The organism is Nonomuraea sp. NPDC049504 (assembly GCF_040676845.1).
Lineage (GTDB): Bacteria > Actinomycetota > Actinomycetes > Streptosporangiales > Streptosporangiaceae > Nonomuraea > Nonomuraea salmonea.
Genome location: NZ_JBFAPT010000018.1, coordinates 221272 through 237150, shown reverse-complemented (window position 1 = coordinate 237150; position 15879 = coordinate 221272). Strand labels below are relative to the sequence as shown.

Sequence of the window (15879 nt, the reverse complement as noted above, 5' to 3'; positions counted from 1 at the left end):
CCCCGCGGGGGGTTTTTGTGGGGCCCCCCCCGGGGGGGCCCCCCCCCCCCCCGGGGGGGGCCCCCCCCCGCCGCCGCCGGCCCGGCCCAGAAGAAGGCGGGGCGGCGGGGCGGGCATCCGCTGGTGCGGTTCCTCGTGCGGCGCGTGCTGCTGGCCGTGCTCATGGCGTGGGGCATCACGCTGGTGACGTTCGTGCTGACGAACCTCGTCCCCGGCGACCCCGTGGCCGCGAACCTCGGCCAGCGCGCGCTCGGCGACCCCGCCATCGTGGCGCAGTGGCGGGCCGAGCACGGGCTGGACAAGCCGCTGTGGCAGCAGTACCTGATCCACCTGCAGGGCCTGGTCCAGGGCGACCTGGGCACGAGCCAGCAGAGCCACCGCCCGGTGGCGCAGGACCTGGCGGAGTTCGTGCCGGCGACGCTGGAGCTGGCCGGCGCGGCGATCCTGGTCTCGCTGGTGCTGGGCGTGGCGTTCGGGGTGGTGGCGGCGCTGCGCAGGGACCGGCTGTCGGACCACGCGCTGCGGGTGCTGAGCCTGATCGGCATCTCGGTGCCGACGTTCTGGCTGGCGCTGGTGGCGTTCTACGTCTTCTTCTACCGGCTGCAGATCACGCCGGGCAGCGGCCGCGTGGACGCCGCGCTCGGCTCCGCGCCGCCGGTGACGGGCCTGCAGACGGTGGACGCGCTGCTGGCCGGCCGCTGGGACATCTTCACCTCCGCCGTCGGCCACCTGGTCACGCCGGCGCTGGTGCTGGCGCTCTACACGATCGGGCTGCTGACCCGCTTCACCCGCTCGGCGGTGCTGGAGGTGCTGGGCCAGGACTACGTGCGCGCGGCCAGGGCGAAGGGCCTGCCCGGACGGACGATCCTGTTCCGCTACGTGCTGCGCTCCGCCCTCGTGCCCGTCATCACGGTCGCGGGCCTGGCGTTCGGCAGCCTGCTGTCCGGCACGGTGCTGGTGGAGGCCATCTTCGCCTGGCCGGGCATCGGCCAGTACGCCTACAAGAGCGCCACCACCCTCGACCTGCCCGCCGTGATGGGCGTCGGCCTGGTCGTCGGCGTGGTGTACCTGGTCATCAACCTGATCGTGGACGTCCTGTACGGCGTCATCGATCCCCGAGTGAGGCTGCAATGAGACGGCGGGACCCCCTGGCCCGCAGGGGGCTGCTGCGGCGGCTGCCCGAGGCGTGGCGGCAGCCGCTGGCCGTGGTCGGCGCGGTGCTGGCGGTGGCCTGGCTGGTGATCGCGCTGGCGGCGCCCGCGCTGGCGCCGCACGACCCGCTGGCGCAGGAGCTGCCGCGGCTGGCCGCCCCCGGGCCCGGCCACTGGTTCGGCACCGACCAGCTCGGCCGCGACATCCTGAGCCGGGTCATGTACGGGGCGCGCGTGTCGATCCCGCTGACGCTGCTGCTGGTGGTGCTGTCCGTGCTGATCGGCGGGCTGCTGGGCGCGTGCGCCGGCTACTTCGGCCGCTGGGTGGACGAGACGATCATGCGGGTGGCGGACCTGGTGTTCGCGTTCCCGACGGTGATCCTGGCCATGGTGGTGGCCGCGGCGCTGGGCGCGAGCCTGACGAACGCGGTGCTGGCCGTGCTGGTCGTGGCCTGGCCGGCGTACGCGCGGGTGACGCGCGGGCTGGTGCTGGGCGTGCGGGAGCGGGAGTTCGTGCTGAGCGGGCGGCTGCTGGGCTTCTCGGTGTGGCGTTCGCTGCGGGTGGACGTGCTGCCGAACGTGACCGGCCCCGTCCTGGTGCTCGCCACCCTCGACATCGGCACGGCGCTGCTGCTGCTCTCGGGCCTGTCGTTCCTCGGCCTCGGCGCCAAGCCGCCGTCGCCCGAGTGGGGGGCGATGGTGGCGTCGGGCGTGGAGGTGTTCGACAGCTGGTGGGTGGCGACGTTCCCCGGCCTGGCGATCCTGACCGTGGTGCTGGCGTTCAACTTCCTCGGTGACACGCTGCGCGACGCCCTCGACCCCCGTACGGCCCGCGCGATCAAGGAGCGTGCCCTGTGACGCTGGACATCGCGGACCTGAAGGTGACGATCGGCGGCAAGGACGTGCTGCGCGGCGTGGACCTGCGGCTGGCGGCCGGCAAGGTGCACGGGCTGGCCGGCGAGAGCGGCTCGGGCAAGACGATGACCGGGCTCGCCGTGCTCGGCCTGCTGCCGCACGGCGCCAAGGCGTCGGGGTCCATCACGCTCGGCGAGCGCGACCTGCTGCGGCTGCCGCCCAAGGAGCTGAACCGGGTGCGCGGCGTCGAGGTCGCCATGGTCTTCCAGGACCCGGCGACCAGCCTGCACCCGATGCTGACCATCGGCACGCAGCTCACCGAGCACATGCGGCACCACCTGCGGCTGGGCAAGGCCGAGGCGAAGGAGCGGGCGGTCGAGCTGCTCGGCAAGGTCCGCATCCCCGGCCCCGCCGAGGCGTACGGGCGCTTCCCGCACCAGTTCTCCGGCGGGATGCGGCAGCGCATCGCGATCGCCATCGCGCTGGCCTGCTCCCCCAAGGTGCTGATCGCCGACGAGCCGACCACGGCGCTGGACGTCACCGTGCAGGCCGGCGTGCTGCGGCTGCTGCGCGGGCTCTGCGACGAGCTGGGGCTCGCCGTGCTGCTGGTGACGCACGACCTGGGCGTCATGTCGGCGGTGGCCGACGAGGTGAGCGTGATGAAGGACGGCCTGGTGGTGGAGTCGGGCCCGCGCGGGCGCGTGCTGCGCGAGCCCGGGCACGCCTACACGCGCTCGCTGCTGGACTCGCTGCCCGACACGGAGGTGCGCTGAGCATGCTGACCATCGACGACCTGGTGGTGGAGCACCGCTCGCCCGGGCGTCCCGTGGTGCGGGCCGTCGCGGGGGCCAGCCTGGAGGTGCGGCCCGGCGAGGTGGTCGGGCTCGTCGGGGAGTCCGGCTGCGGCAAGTCGACGCTGGCCCGGGCGGTCTGCGGGCTGAACCCGGTGACGGCCGGGTCCATCGCGTTCGAGGGCGAGCCGGTGACGCCGCTCGGGCTGCGGCGCAGGAAGCTGACCGGCATCCAGATGGTGTTCCAGGATCCGTACGCGTCCCTGAACCCCCGGCGCCGGGTGGGCGACCAGATCGCCGACGGGCTGCGCACCTCGGGGGACACCTCCACGACGCCCGCCGACCTGCTCGAACGCGTCGGGCTGCCGCGCGACTTCGCCGGCCGGCATCCGCACGAGTTCTCCGGCGGGCAGCGGCAGCGCATCGCCATCGCCAGGGCTTTGGCCGCGCGGCCCCGGCTGCTCATCGGGGACGAGCCGATCTCCGCGCTGGACGCCTCCGCGCAGGCGCAGGTGGCTCGGCTCATGCGGGACCTCGCCGTGTCGTCGGGGGCCGGGCTGCTGTTCATCAGCCACGACCTGTCGGTGGTACGGCTGATCGCGGACCGGATCGCGGTCATGTACCTCGGCAAGATCGTCGAGGTGGGCGACACGGCCGAGGTGTGGGCGCGGCCGCGGCATCCGTACACGGAGGCGCTGCTGGGTGCCATCCCCAAACCGGACGGCCTCGGCGTCCTGCCCGCCGAGCTGCCCGGCGACGTCCCTGACCCCGCCTTCCCGCCGTCGGGCTGCCGCTTCAACCCGCGCTGCCCCTCGGTGATGGACGTGTGCCGCGAGAAGGAGCCGGCCTTCGGCCCGGTCGCCTGCTGGCTCCACGAGCCCAAGTGACCCCGCCACCCGCTGATCCCCTCGGTGCGGACCTCACGCCGGATGAGCGTCCCGGGCCGGAGGGTGCGCCGGAGGGTGCGCCGGAGGGTGCGGCGGCGATGGGCGCGCCCGGGCTCGCTGGACCCGGGGACGGCCCCGCGACCGGGCCTCTGGTGGGGCCTCTGGTGGGGCCTCTGGTGGGGCCTCTGGCGGTTTCGGTGGCCTCGCGGGTGGTCGCGGTGCGGGAGCGGATGGTGGCGGATGGGGTGGATGCGCTGATTTTGCGACCCTCGCCCGATTACCGGTTCCTGGGGGGCGGTGAGGGGGCTTTCCTCGTGGTGACGGCCGAGGTGGTGGCCGAGACGGACGATCCCGCCTCGGTGGTGCCCTCAGGGGCGCGGCGGGTCGGGGTGGACGCCGAGATGCGGGTGCGGGAGCTGTTCGGGCTGGCGATCGAGGCGGAGTTCGTACCGGCCTCGACGGTGCTGGCGCCGCTGCGGCTGTGCAAGGAGCCGGGCGAGGTGGCCGCCATCAGGCGGGCCGTCGCGGCGGCGGAGGGCGTGCTGGCGGGGGCGCGGGAGCTGTCCTGGTTCGGGGCGACCGAGCGGGAGATGGCAAGGCGGCTGGGGCTGCTGCTGGTCGAGTCGGGGTGCGAGGACGTGGCGGCGCTGCGGGTCGCGGCGGGAGAGCACACGGCCAGGCCCTCGCACGTGCCAGGCGACCGGGTCATCAACCCCGGGGACGCGGTGACCGTGTCAGTGTGCGGGCGGTGGGGCGGTTACTGCGCGGAGGCGGCCCGAGTGTTCGTGGTGGCTGAGCCGCCGGAGGACTTCGACGCGATGTACTCGGTGGTGCCGGCGGCGTACCGGGCGGGGCTGGCCGCCGTACGTCCCGGCGTCCCGATGTCGGAGGTGGCCAGGGCGGTCACGGAGGTGATCGACGGCAGCGGCTACGGCCGCTACGCCTCCCCGCAGGTCGCCCACGGCATCGGCCTCGGCCCCGACGAGGGCCCCCGCCCCGGCGAGGACACCGTCCTGTCCGCGGGCATGACGTTCTGCCTGGAGCCGGCGATCCACGTACCGGACCTGTTCGGCGCCCGCCTGGCCGACGTCATCGCCTGCACGGAGTCAGGCGCCCTCCCCCTGGGCTCCCTCCCCCACACCCTCCACACCCTCGACCACTGACGCCACCACCCCACGAGCCCGAAAGGGTAGGCGTGGCCCACCCCACCCCAAAGGACACGAGCCCGTGAGGCGGGAAAGCCTCCAAAGACGCAAGCACCCGAAAGGTGGGGGTCTCCACCCCACCCCCGAAGGACACGAGCCCGTCCGACGGGAGAGCCTCCGTAGGGCGGGAGCGTCAGAGGGGGTGGGGTTCTCGGGGTTGGGGGAAAGGGCTGGACTAGGCTGGTGCGGCGATCAGTTGGGGGCGTTCGTGGACCAGTTCGTGCTGCTCATGCTGGTGCTCCTGGGGGCGCTGCTCATGGTGCCGCTGGGTGACCGCCTGGGCCTGCCGCCGCCCGTCCTCATGACGTTGCTGGGCATCGTGATGGCCGTCCTGCCTTTCGTCCCGAACGTGGACGTACCGCCCGGCATCGTGCTGCCCCTCCTGCTGCCCCCGCTCCTGTACGCGGCCGTCCAGCGCACCTCGTGGCGCCAGTTCGCGGCCAACTGGCAGCCGATCTTCCTGCTCGCGGTGGCGCTGGTGTTCGTGACGACGGCGGCCGTGGCGGGGGTGGCGCACGCGCTGGTGCCGGGGCTGCCGCTGGCCGCGGCGGTCGCGCTGGGCGCGCTGGTGGCCCCGCCGGACCCGGTGGCGGCGACGGCGGTGGCGGGCCGGCTGGGGCTGCCCAGGCGCATGGTGTCGCTGCTGGAGGGCGAGGGCCTGTTCAACGACGTGACGGCGATCGTGCTGTACCACGTGGCGATCGCGGCGGTGGTGACGGGCACGTTCTCGTGGCCGGGGGCGCTGACCGAGTTCGTGCTGTCGGCGGTGGTGGCCGTCATCGTGGGGCTGGCGCTGGGCTGGCTGGGCGGGCGGCTGATGGCGTGGCTGGGCGACGCGACGCTGCAGGTGGGGGTGTCGCTGCTGGTGCCGTTCGTGTCGTACGCGCTGGCCGACCAGCTGCACGGCTCTGGCGTGCTGGCCGTGCTGACGACGTCGTTCTACCTGAGCGAGCGCATGTCGGACGCCGACGACGTGCTGGGCAGGTTCGCCTCGGCGACGTTCTGGCAGGTCGTGGACACGCTGGTGACCGGGGTGGCGTTCGGGCTGATCGGGCTGGAGCTGCACGCGGTGCTCGGCACGGTGCACGGGCGGCTGGGCGAGTTGCTGTGGTGGAGCGCCGCCGTGGTGGGCGTGGTGGTCTTCGTACGGCTGGTGTGGCTGCTGCCGGCGGCCTGGCTGGCGAAGAAGGCGCGCGGCCCTGGCCATGAGGACACCGAGATCCCGCTGAGCTGGCGGGAGACGGTGGTGATGTGGTGGGCCGGCATGCGCGGGGTGGCGTCGGTGGCGCTGGCGCTGGCCATCCCGCTGGAGACGGAGGACGGCGCGTTCCCGCAGCGTCCCGTCATCGTGTTCATCGCGTTCGCGGTCATCCTGACGACGCTGATCGTGCAGGGCCTGTCGCTGCCGTGGCTGGTGGGCAAGCTGGGTGTGAAGGCGGACACGGCGGCGGAGCGGGAGCTGGAGAAGCGGCTGGCGGTGGCGGCGGCGAAGGCGGCCAAGCGGCGGCTGCGCGAGATCGACGAGGCCGAGGACCTGCCGGAGGAAGTGATGGAGGTGCTGAACCGCCGCCTGCTGGACATGGGGGTGCGGCTCAGCCCTGAGGCCGCCGACGAGGAGCGGCGCGAGGCGTACGAGCAGCGGGTCCGCCGGATCAGGCTGATGCGCCGGGTGCAGGGCGAGATGATGTCGGCGGCCCGCCAGGTCGTGCTGGACGCCCGCCGCGACCCCGCGGCGGACCCGGCGATCATCTCCCGCATCCTGCGCCGGCTCGACGCCCGCAGCCTGCGCTGACCACCACGGCATGACGGCGTGTGATGGTTCGCGGCGAAGTTTAGTCATGGAGCATGCTGCGCATCGGCACGTGGAAGCCCGCTGTGTGGCCCGTCCTCCCGGCCGGTGCGCCGGCTGACGTCGTGGTCTGCGGGTGGCATGACGGCGGCCCGCCGCTCTGTGCCACCGAGGTCAAGATCATTTACGCGCTCGACGGGCCGGTGCCGGAGTTCCCCGGGCTGCTGGTGGGGCGGCCGGTCGCGCGGGGGCCGAGGAGATCGCCGAGCTGCTGCTGCAGGGGGCCGACGTGGTGCTCATCGCGCCGGCCGGTTCTCCGGCGGCCGCTACCGTACGCCGGAGGTGACGGTGCCGCTGGAGTCCGTACGTCTGAGCCAGGAGGCGCCGAGCAGGATCGGCATCGCCTTGCACGCGGAGGCGGCCCCCTGAGCCGCGCTGGGACCGCGCTGGGACCGCGCTGGGGCCGCGCTGAGGTTCCGCTACGAAAGACCCCCGTCCTCTTGGTGGTACCGGACGAATCCCGGGCGCCCCTCCATGGCATAACGTCGCCATGGAACCTCAGTGAGGGGAAAGGGTGAGACGTTGATCGAGGTCAGGGAGCTTCACGAGATGCCGGAGTTGGAGGGCGTCTACACGCTGTTCGACGACATCTGGGATTTCGGCTCCAGCGACCCGCCCATCACGATGGAGCTGATGCGCGCGCTGTCGCACGCGGGCGGCTACGTCGCCGGCGCCTTCGACGGCGGGCGCCTGGTCGGCGGCTCCGTGGGGTTCCTGGCCGCCGGCAACGCCCTGCACTCCCACGTCACCGGCTCGGTCGCGGGCCGGGGCATCGGGTTCGAGCTGAAGCAGCACCAGCGCCGCTGGGCGCTCGAACGCGGCCTGGCCCGCATCACCTGGACCTACGACCCGCTGGTACGCCGCAACGCGCACTTCAACCTGGCGAAGCTGGGCGCGCGCCCGGTGGAGTACCTGCCGTACTTCTACGGCGTCATGGAGGACGCGATCAACCAGGGCGACGAGTCCGACCGGCTGCTGGCCTCGTGGCCGCTGACCGCGCCGCACGTCGAGGCGCTGGCCAGGCGGGAGCCCGGTGACGCGCCGGCGCCGGAGGGCGCGGTGGTGGCGCTGGCCGACGAGGGCGGCCGGCCGGCCCTCGGCCCGGTGGACGCGCCGGTGGTGCTGGTCGCGGTGCCGCCCGACATCCAGGCGCTGCGCAGGGCCGACAAGGGGGCGGGCAAGGCGTGGCGGCACGCCGTCCGTGATGTGCTGGGTGGGCTGATGGCGGAGGGCCGCAAGGTGACGGGGTTCGCCGCGAAGTCGTACTACGTAGTGGAGAGCATGTGAAGATCACCGGAGTGGAGCTGCGCAGGATCGCGATGCCGCTGGTGTCGCCGTTCCGCACCTCGTTCGGCACCGAGACCGCGCGTGACGTGCTGCTGGTCAGGGTGGTGACGCCCGACTCCGAGGGCTGGGGCGAGTGCGTGGCGATGAGCGAGCCGCTCTACTCCTCCGAGTACGTCGACGGCGCCGCCGAGGTGATCCGCCGCTTCCTGCTGCCCGCGCTGCCCGCCGGCCTGGACGCGAACCAGGTGGCCGGCGCCCTCGAGCCGATCAAGGGCCACCGGATGGCCAAGGCGGCGGTGGAGACGGCGGTGCTGGACGCGCAGCTGCGGGCGGCGGGCGAGTCGTTCGGCCGGTTCCTGGGCGCGGCGAAGACGCGGGTGCCGTGCGGGGTGTCGGTCGGCATCATGGACTCGATCCCGCAGCTGCTGGACGCGGTGGCGGGCTACGTCGACGAGGGGTACGTCCGGGTCAAGCTGAAGATCCAGCCGGGCTGGGACGTCGAGCCGGTCAGGGCGGTGCGCGAGCGGTTCGGCGACGACCTGCTGCTCCAGGTGGACGCGAACGCCGCGTACGCGCTGTCCGACGCGCCCAGGCTGGCCCGGCTCGACGCGTTCGACCTGCTGCTGATCGAGCAGCCGCTGGCCAACGACGATCTGGTGCAGCACGCGAAGCTGGCGCAGCGGCTGCGCACGCCGATCTGCCTGGACGAGTCGATCGAGTCGGCCGAGCACGCCGCCGCGGCGATCGCGCTCGGCTCGTGCTCGATCGTCAACATCAAGCCGGGCCGCGTCGGCGGCTACCTGGAGGCGCGGCGCATCCACGACCTGTGCCGGGCCAACGGCATCGCGGTGTGGTGCGGCGGCATGCTGGAGACCGGCCTCGGCCGGGCGGCGAACGTGGCGCTGGCCGCGCTTCCCGGCTTCACGCTGCCGGGCGACACCTCCGGCTCGCGCCGCTACTTCGCGACCGACGTCACCGAGCCGTTCGAGCTGGTGGACGGCCACCTGGAGGTGCCCACGGGCCCGGGGCTCGGGGTCGAGCCGATCCCGGGCGTGCTGGAGGAGGTCACCACCGCCACGGAGTGGATCACTCTCTGAGCCGCGGCACCGCGGCCAGCAGGGCGCGGGTGTAGTCGTGCGCGGGCTCGCCGACGACCTGCTCGGCGGGCCCGACCTCGACCAGCCGGCCGCGGTGCAGGACGGCCACCACGTCGGCGACGTACCGCACGACGGCCAGGTTGTGCGAGATGAACAGCATCGACAGGCCCAGCTCGTCGCGCAGGCCGCGCACGAGGTTGAGCACGGCTCCCTGCACCGACACGTCGAGCGAGCTGGTGATCTCGTCGGCCACCAGCAGCTCGGGGTCGCCGCCGAGCGCGCGGGCGATGGCGACGCGCTGCCGCTGCCCGCCGGACAGCTCGCGCGGGTAGCGGCCGGCCAGCTCGGCGGGCAGCCGGACGAGGCCGAGCAGCCGCTCCACCTCGCCGGGGCCGCAGCCCTCCGCGATGGTGCGGCCGACGGTCATGCGGGGGTTCAGCGACGCGTACGGGTCCTGGAAGACCATCTGCACCCGCCGCGCCCCCTCGACGCTGCCGGTGTGCGGCACGAGCCCGCACACGGCCCTGGCGAGGGTGGACTTGCCCGACCCCGACTCGCCGACGAGCCCGACCACCTTGCCGTCGGGGATCTCCAGCGTGACGTCGTCCACGGCGGTGAAGGCGCCGAAGCGCACGCTCAGGTTCTTGACGATCACTTGACCTCCCAGCAGGCGGCCCGCCGGCCGGGGCCGAGGGTGACGAGTTCGGGACGCTCGCTCGCGCAGCGCGCGGTGGCCAGCTCGCAGCGCGGCGCGAACGCGCAGCCGGGCCCGACGTCCGCGGGCGCGGGCTGGGTGCCGGGGATGCCGGCCAGCGGCGTGTCGCGGTCGGTGTCGAGGTCGGGCAGGGACGCGATGAGCGCCTTCGTGTACGGGTGCGCGGCCCCGCCCGCGAGCCGGTCGGCGGGCAGCTCCTCGACGACGCGGCCGGCGTACATGACGACGACCCGGTCGCACAGCTCGCCCACGACGGCGATGTCGTGCGAGATGAACAGCGTGGCCGCGCCGGTCTCCTCGACGACCTCGCGCAGCAGCTTGAGTATCTGCCGCTGCACGGTCACGTCGAGGGCGGTGGTGGGCTCGTCGGCGATGACGAGGCGGGGCGCTCCCATGAGGCCCATCGCGATGACGGCGCGCTGCCGCATGCCGCCGGACAGCTCGTGCGGGTGCTGCCCGGCGCGTCTCTCCGGCTCGGGCAGGTGGACCTGGCCGAGCCGGTCCACGGCGCGGCGGCGGGCGTCGGCGCGGGTGGCGCCCTCGTGCACGACCGCGACCTCGGCGAGCTGGCCGCCGACCTTGAGCGCGGGGTTGAGCGCGGCCAGCGGGTCCTGGAAGACCATGGCGAGCGCGGTGCCGAGCTCCTTGCCCGACAGGGTGGCGACGTCCTTGCCGCCGAGCCGCAGCGCCGCGTACGTGACGGCGCCGGGGTAGGGCACGAGGCCGCCGATGGCGGCGGCGGTCATGCTCTTGCCGCTGCCGGACTCCCCCACCAGGCCGACGATCTCGCCGGGCGCGACGGTGAGCGACAGGTTCCGTACGGGGGACGCGCCGCCGGGGAACGAGACGGTCAGGTCGCGCACCTCCAGCACGGCCTCCGGGTCGGGCTCGGGCGGCTCACCGGGCGGCGCGGCGGGCGCCGCCCGGCCGCGCGGCACGGTGGTGCGCGCCGCGGCCTTGGCGAGGGCGTCGCCCAGCAGGTTGAAGCCGATGCCGGCCAGCGCGATGGCGGCGGCGGGCCCGAGCGCCACTTCGGGGGTGACGTAGATGCGCGGGAACCCGTCGAACAGCAGCCGCCCCCAGTCGAAGTCCGGCGGCTGCACGCCGAGCCCCAGGAACGACAGCCCGGCGAGGCCCAGCAGGGCGCCGCCGAGCGCCTGGGTGAGGTGCAGGATGAGCGGCTCGGCGATGTTGGGCAGCACGTGCCTGGTCAGGATGCGGCGGCGCGGCACGCCGAGCATGCGGGCGGCGGAGACGTAGTCGGCGCCGGCGACCGTGGCGGCCAGGGTCTGGGTGAGCCGGGCGAAGCCGGGGGCGATGGCCGCGCCGATGCCGAGCACCGCGCCGCGCGCCCCGAGCCCGCTGACGACGGCCGTGAACATGGCCAGCAGCAGCCCCGGGAAGGCCACCAGCGCGTTGACGGTGCCGGTGGCCAGGCGGGCGCCGCGCCTGGGCAGGATCGAGGGCAGCGTGCCCAGCACGACGCCGGCGAACGCGCCGATCAGGGTGGCGGCCAGGGCCAGCAGCAGCGAGTAGCGGCCCGCGACCAGCACCCTGGCCAGCAGGTCGCGGCCGAGGTTGTCGGTGCCGAGCGGGTGTCCTGGCGAGGAGCCCTGGAGGATGGCGGCGGCGTCGATGCGGTCGGCCTCGGCGCCCCAGACGATGGGCCCGAGCACGGCCAGCAGGGCCATGGCCGCCACGATGACGGCCCCGGCCACGCCGGGCGCGTTCCGCCGCAGCCGCCCCAGCAGCGGGGTCATCATGCCTCCTTGATCGCGGACGTCGGGTCGAGCGTGCCGAGCACCAGGTCGACGCCCAGGTTCACGACCAGCACGATCGCCCCGTAGACCAGCACCACGCCTTGGGCCACCGGGTAGTCCTTCTGGGTGACCGACTCGACGATCTTGAGCCCGAGTCCCGGCCAGGCGAAGACGTACTCGACCAGCACCCCGCCCGCGATGAGCGAGGTCAGCAGCAGGCCGCCGACGGTGAGGGTGGCGGTGAGCGTGTTGGGCAGCACGTGCCGCAGGTGCAGCCGGGCGGCGGGCAGGCGCTTGGCGCGGGCCAGCCGCACGTAGTCCTTGCCCAGCTCGCGCAGCGTCTCGACGCGGGAGATGCGGGCGATCATGGCGGCCGGGCCGATCGCCAGCGCGGCGACCGGCAGCACGTACGTGATCGCCCCCGCCTTGCCCGCGGGCGGGAACCAGCCGAGCCCGATGGCGAAGACGGCCACCAGCGCGATCGAGTACAGGAACTCCGGCACCGCCACCGCCGCACCCGTGCCAGCGCTGAAGGTCAGCTCGGTGCCGCGGTTGCGGCCGTTCTCGGTGCGGATGGCCGCCCACATGCCGAGCGGCACGGCCACGAGCAGGGCCACGAGGGTGGCGAGCAGGGCCAGGCTCAGCGTGTTGGGCAGGCGGGTCAGGATGACCTCCCCGACCGGCTCGCCGGTGACGAACGAGGTCCCCAAGTCGCCGGAGAAGACGCCGGTCACGTAGGTGACGAGCTGCTCGGGCAGCGGCCGGTCCAGGCCCAGCGCCGCCCGGCGCGCCTCCACCAGCTCGACCGGCGCGGCCGGGCCGAGGGCGGCGCGCACGGGGTCACCGGGGATGAGGTGGATCATCGCGAACGTCGCCACCACGAGCACGGCCAGGGACACCAGGAAGCGCACCAGCCGCCGTACGCCGACACGACGGCTCATCAGCCCCCCTGCGTGAGGCGGATGGAGGTGGTCGTGAACATCCCGGCGAGCATCTCGTACGTGGCGCCCTTGGCCGCCTCCAGGACGTTCGTCTCGACCACCGGAACCAGGTCGGCGTCCTCGAACAGCGCCGACTCGGCCTGCAGCCACTTGTCGCAGCCCTCGGCCGCGGGCACCTTCGACGCCTCGGCGACGAGCGACTGGTAGCGCTTGTTCGCCAGGTGCGCGAAGTTGGCGCCCTTGGGCGCGCCGGGGCCGGACAGGAAGCCGACGAGCTGGCTGGGCAGGGTGACGCCGATGGGCAGCCAGACGACGTCCCAGTCCTGGGTGGCGTTGAGCGACTCCGACAGCTTGGTGTCGATGGCGCCGTTCAGCTTCACCTCGGCGCCGATCTTGCCCCAGGCGGTGGCCAGGTACTCGGCGGCGGCCTGGACGCCGGCGCCGCGGGTGGTGGCGTACAGGTAGCGCAGGGTGAGCCGCTTGCCGTCCTTGACGCGCACACCGTCGGGGCCGGCCTTCCAGCCGGCCGCGTCGAGCGCCGCGGCGGCGGCCGCCGGGTCGTGCGCGGGCACGTGGCCCGTGACGGTGTCGCCCTGGCAGGGACGCGGGTACAGGACGAGCCCGGTGGGCGGCTTGCCGGTGCCGCTGGAGGCGATGCCGGCCAGCTCCTTGAGGTCGATGGCCTGGGTGAGCGCCTTGCGCACGGCGGGGTCGCGGGTGGGCCTGTCGTCGCCCTGGTGGTAGAAGAACTGGCCGTTGGCGACCGGCGTGACCGCCTTGGTGACGCCGGGCGCGGCCTCCACGCGGGCACGGTCGGGGCCGTAAAGGGTGATCCCGTTGAGCGAGCCGGCGACGAGGAGGTTGGCGGCGGTCTGCTCGTTCGGGACGATCTTCAGCACGACGGTCTCCGGCGCCTCCTTGATGGAGCTGCCTGGCCTGCCCCAGGCGTACTCCCTGCGCACCTTGAACGTGTAGTGGTCGCCGGGCACCGCCTCGGTGAGCTGGTAGGCGCCGCTGCCGGAGGTGGAGCGGGCCAGCAGCGAGCGGTCCTTGACGCCCTTGCCGCAGACCACGAAGATCGCGCGGCCGGTCTCCAGGATGAAGCTGAACGGCTCCGGCATGGACAGCGTCACGGTGCCGGCCGCGTCGTCGGCCTCTGCCTTCATGCCGGTGGGGACCAGCACGCCGTAGATGGACGACTTGGTGGCGGGGTCGGTGATGTGGTCGACGCTGGCGGCCACGTCGGAGGGGGTGACGGGCGAGCCGTCGGAGCAGACGGCGTCCTTGCGCATGGTGAAGGTGACCTTGTCGGGCTCGACGTCCCACTTCTGCGCCAGCGCGGGGACGATCTTGCCCTCGGCGTCCACGCTGACCAGCGTGTCGTAGGCGAGCGAGAGCGTGGTGTTGGTGACGTTGAGCACGCCCATGGCGGGGTCGAGCACGCCCGGGTCGGCGGGCAGCGCGTACGTGAACGTGCCGCCCCCGGCCGGCCCGCCTTCCGCCCCCGTCCCTCCGCAGCCGGCCGCGAGCAGGGCGAGCGCGGCGAGGCCCGCCGCGAATGGTGTTCTCATGGGTACTCCAGACGAGCGTGGGGGTGAGGTCCACCTTCGCGGCTGCGCCGTGGCGCGTTCTTCGGTGCCGGCCACGAAAAAGCTCGGCCGTCTAGTGCTGGCGTCCGAAGATCCGCATCTGGAGTTGCACGGTGAGCCGGGCGTCGGGGTCGCTCAGGTCGAGCCCGCCGATCTCGGTGAGCCGCTTGAGCCGGTAGCGGAAGGTGTTGGGGTGCACGTGGACGCGGGCGGCGGCCAGGTTGACGTCGCCGAACGCGTCGAGGTACGCCCCCAGCGTGGCGGCCAGCTCGGTGCCGTGCTCGGCGTCGTGCTCCAGCAGCCGCTGGTAGGGGCCGGTGGGGGCCTGCTCCTCGGCGGCGGCCACGTCGGAGACCTGGAGCAGCAGCGACTCGAAGTGCACGGCGGTGTAGCCGGCGGCCTGCCCGCTGGCGCCCCGGGTGCGCAGCACGCGCAGGGCCCGGTCGGCGTCGGCGCGAGAACGGGCGACCTGGGCGAGGTTGAGCGCGAGCCGGCCGACGCCGACGTTGGCGGCGTGGCGGGGGCCGACCCTGGCGAGGAAGCTCTCGGCGACGCGGACGGCCCGCTCCTCCTCGCCACCGCCCGGGGTGAGGGGCAGCACGGCGTAGGCGACGGAGCCGGCCAGCGCGGCGGCGGCCTTGGGGTGGATGGCGGCGACGTGCAGGGCGAGGGCGTCGCAGAAGCGCTGCCGTTCGCTCTCGCTGCGCGCGTGGTCGGCCGCGTAGTCGGCGAGGTGATCGGAGAGCCGGTCGGAGGCCCGATCTGAGGCGTGCCCGGAGGTGCGGGCGCCGTCGCCAGGCGGGCCGGTCAGCTCGGCGGCCAGCACGCACAGCCGGGCGGTCGCGATGCCCAGCCGGCCGGCCGCCTCGGCGGCGTCGGCGCCGCCCGCGAGCACGGTGGACAGCAGGTCGGCGCGCAGCCGCCGCTGGGTGTCGGCGCCGGCCCGCTCGTGCAGCAGCCGCAGCGCGACGACCTTGGCGGCGTCGGCGAGCGCGCGCTGCCGCTGCGGGGTGAGCGGTTCGTGCACGGCCGCCCAGATGGAGCCGAGGATCTCGTCGCCGGCCCGCACCGCCACGGCGACCCGGTTGATCACGCTGCCGTCGTGCAGCTCGATGTAGACGGGCTCGCGGTTCTGGTAGAGCCGCTTGAAGGCGCCCTGCTCGTCGAGCAGCCGCAGGTAGCGCTCGGGCACCTGGCGGCCCAGCACGGTCTCGACGCGGCCCTGGTCGGCCTCCTCCTGCCGGCCGGAGAACGCCAGCACCCGCGACGACCTGTCCTCGATCGTGACGGGCGCGTCGAGCAGCGCGCACACGGCGTTGGCCAGCGCGAACAGGTCGCCGTGCGCCCCCTCGCCGGGCTCGGCCAGGTCACCCTCGGCGAGCAGCGAGCGCACCAGTGCCGCCACCTGCGCCCAGGAGGCGGCCCTGGTCAGGCCGAGCACCGCGACGCCGGTCTCCAGCACGGCGGCGCGCACGCGCTCGTCCACGTCGACGGGCAGCTTGACGACGACGCCGGCCGCGTGGGGTACGCGGGCCAGCAGCGCGCAGACGTCGGCGGCGCCCTGCACCCCGACCGCGAGCACCATCGCGCCCTCGGGCACGATCAGCTCGTCGAGGGGGTCGTAGATGTGCACGCCCGTGACCTCGGCGTCGAGGTCGCCCGGTGAGGCGGCGACGTCGAGCACCGTGGTGCCGAGGTCGTCGAGGATCCGCCCGAGGCTGGCGCGCGGGCGGATTCTCATGGGGTCACGAT

General features: G+C 74.0%; 13 protein-coding genes. 8 read left to right on the top strand and 5 right to left on the bottom strand.

Annotated elements, in window-relative coordinates; translation table 11 throughout:
- The first annotated feature begins 123 nt into the window (after positions 1-123).
- The 8 genes from AB0K28_RS31445 to menC all read left to right on the top strand — a co-directional run bounded on the left by AB0K28_RS31445 (position 124) and on the right by menC (position 9122).
- Positions 124-1134, top strand: a complete 1011-nt coding sequence (locus AB0K28_RS31445; protein ID WP_364377192.1) for an ABC transporter permease — start codon at positions 124-126, stop codon at positions 1132-1134.
- A complete protein-coding gene (locus AB0K28_RS31440) occupies positions 1131-2009 on the top strand; it encodes an ABC transporter permease (protein WP_355423046.1) in 879 nt (292 codons plus the stop codon). Before AB0K28_RS31445 ends, AB0K28_RS31440 begins: the two co-directional genes overlap by 4 nt.
- A complete protein-coding gene (locus tag AB0K28_RS31435) occupies positions 2006-2779 on the top strand; it encodes an ABC transporter ATP-binding protein (RefSeq protein WP_364377189.1) in 774 nt (257 codons plus the stop codon). The genes AB0K28_RS31440 and AB0K28_RS31435 overlap by 4 nt, the downstream gene beginning before the upstream one ends.
- A gap of 2 nt (positions 2780-2781) precedes the next feature.
- Positions 2782-3684, top strand: a complete 903-nt coding sequence (locus tag AB0K28_RS31430; protein ID WP_355423052.1) for an ABC transporter ATP-binding protein — start codon at positions 2782-2784, stop codon at positions 3682-3684.
- Between the two features lie 314 nt (positions 3685-3998).
- Positions 3999-4847, top strand: coding sequence for a M24 family metallopeptidase (locus tag AB0K28_RS31425; protein WP_364377187.1), 849 nt, complete (start codon positions 3999-4001; stop codon positions 4845-4847).
- A gap of 250 nt (positions 4848-5097) precedes the next feature.
- Complete coding sequence (locus tag AB0K28_RS31420; protein ID WP_364377185.1) at positions 5098-6681, top strand: Na+/H+ antiporter; 1584 nt, start codon at positions 5098-5100, stop codon at positions 6679-6681.
- A 606-nt stretch (positions 6682-7287) separates the two neighbouring features.
- Positions 7288-8025: a GNAT family N-acetyltransferase gene (locus AB0K28_RS31415; RefSeq protein ID WP_364377183.1), complete on the top strand. Its 738-nt coding sequence runs from the start codon at positions 7288-7290 to the stop codon at positions 8023-8025.
- Positions 8022-9122, top strand: coding sequence for an o-succinylbenzoate synthase (menC, locus tag AB0K28_RS31410; protein WP_345403142.1), 1101 nt, complete (start codon positions 8022-8024; stop codon positions 9120-9122). The genes AB0K28_RS31415 and menC overlap by 4 nt, the downstream gene beginning before the upstream one ends.
- Here the strand turns inward: menC and AB0K28_RS31405 are convergent.
- From AB0K28_RS31405 to AB0K28_RS31385, 5 genes are all read right to left on the bottom strand, one after another.
- Positions 9112-9777 (bottom strand): ATP-binding cassette domain-containing protein, encoded by a 666-nt coding sequence (locus tag AB0K28_RS31405; RefSeq protein WP_345403139.1) that lies wholly within the window; start codon positions 9775-9777, stop codon positions 9112-9114. The genes menC and AB0K28_RS31405 overlap by 11 nt on opposite strands.
- Positions 9774-11600, bottom strand: coding sequence for a dipeptide/oligopeptide/nickel ABC transporter permease/ATP-binding protein (locus AB0K28_RS31400; RefSeq protein WP_364377180.1), 1827 nt, complete (start codon positions 11598-11600; stop codon positions 9774-9776). The genes AB0K28_RS31405 and AB0K28_RS31400 overlap by 4 nt, the downstream gene beginning before the upstream one ends.
- A complete protein-coding gene (locus AB0K28_RS31395) occupies positions 11597-12538 on the bottom strand; it encodes an ABC transporter permease (protein ID WP_345403133.1) in 942 nt (313 codons plus the stop codon). Before AB0K28_RS31395 ends, AB0K28_RS31400 begins: the two co-directional genes overlap by 4 nt.
- Complete coding sequence (locus AB0K28_RS31390; RefSeq protein ID WP_364377177.1) at positions 12538-14109, bottom strand: ABC transporter substrate-binding protein; 1572 nt, start codon at positions 14107-14109, stop codon at positions 12538-12540. The genes AB0K28_RS31395 and AB0K28_RS31390 overlap by 1 nt, the downstream gene beginning before the upstream one ends.
- Positions 14110-14200: 91 nt before the next feature.
- Positions 14201-15868 (bottom strand): helix-turn-helix domain-containing protein, encoded by a 1668-nt coding sequence (locus AB0K28_RS31385; RefSeq protein ID WP_364377175.1) that lies wholly within the window; start codon positions 15866-15868, stop codon positions 14201-14203.
- Between the last annotated feature and the right edge of the window lie 11 nt (positions 15869-15879).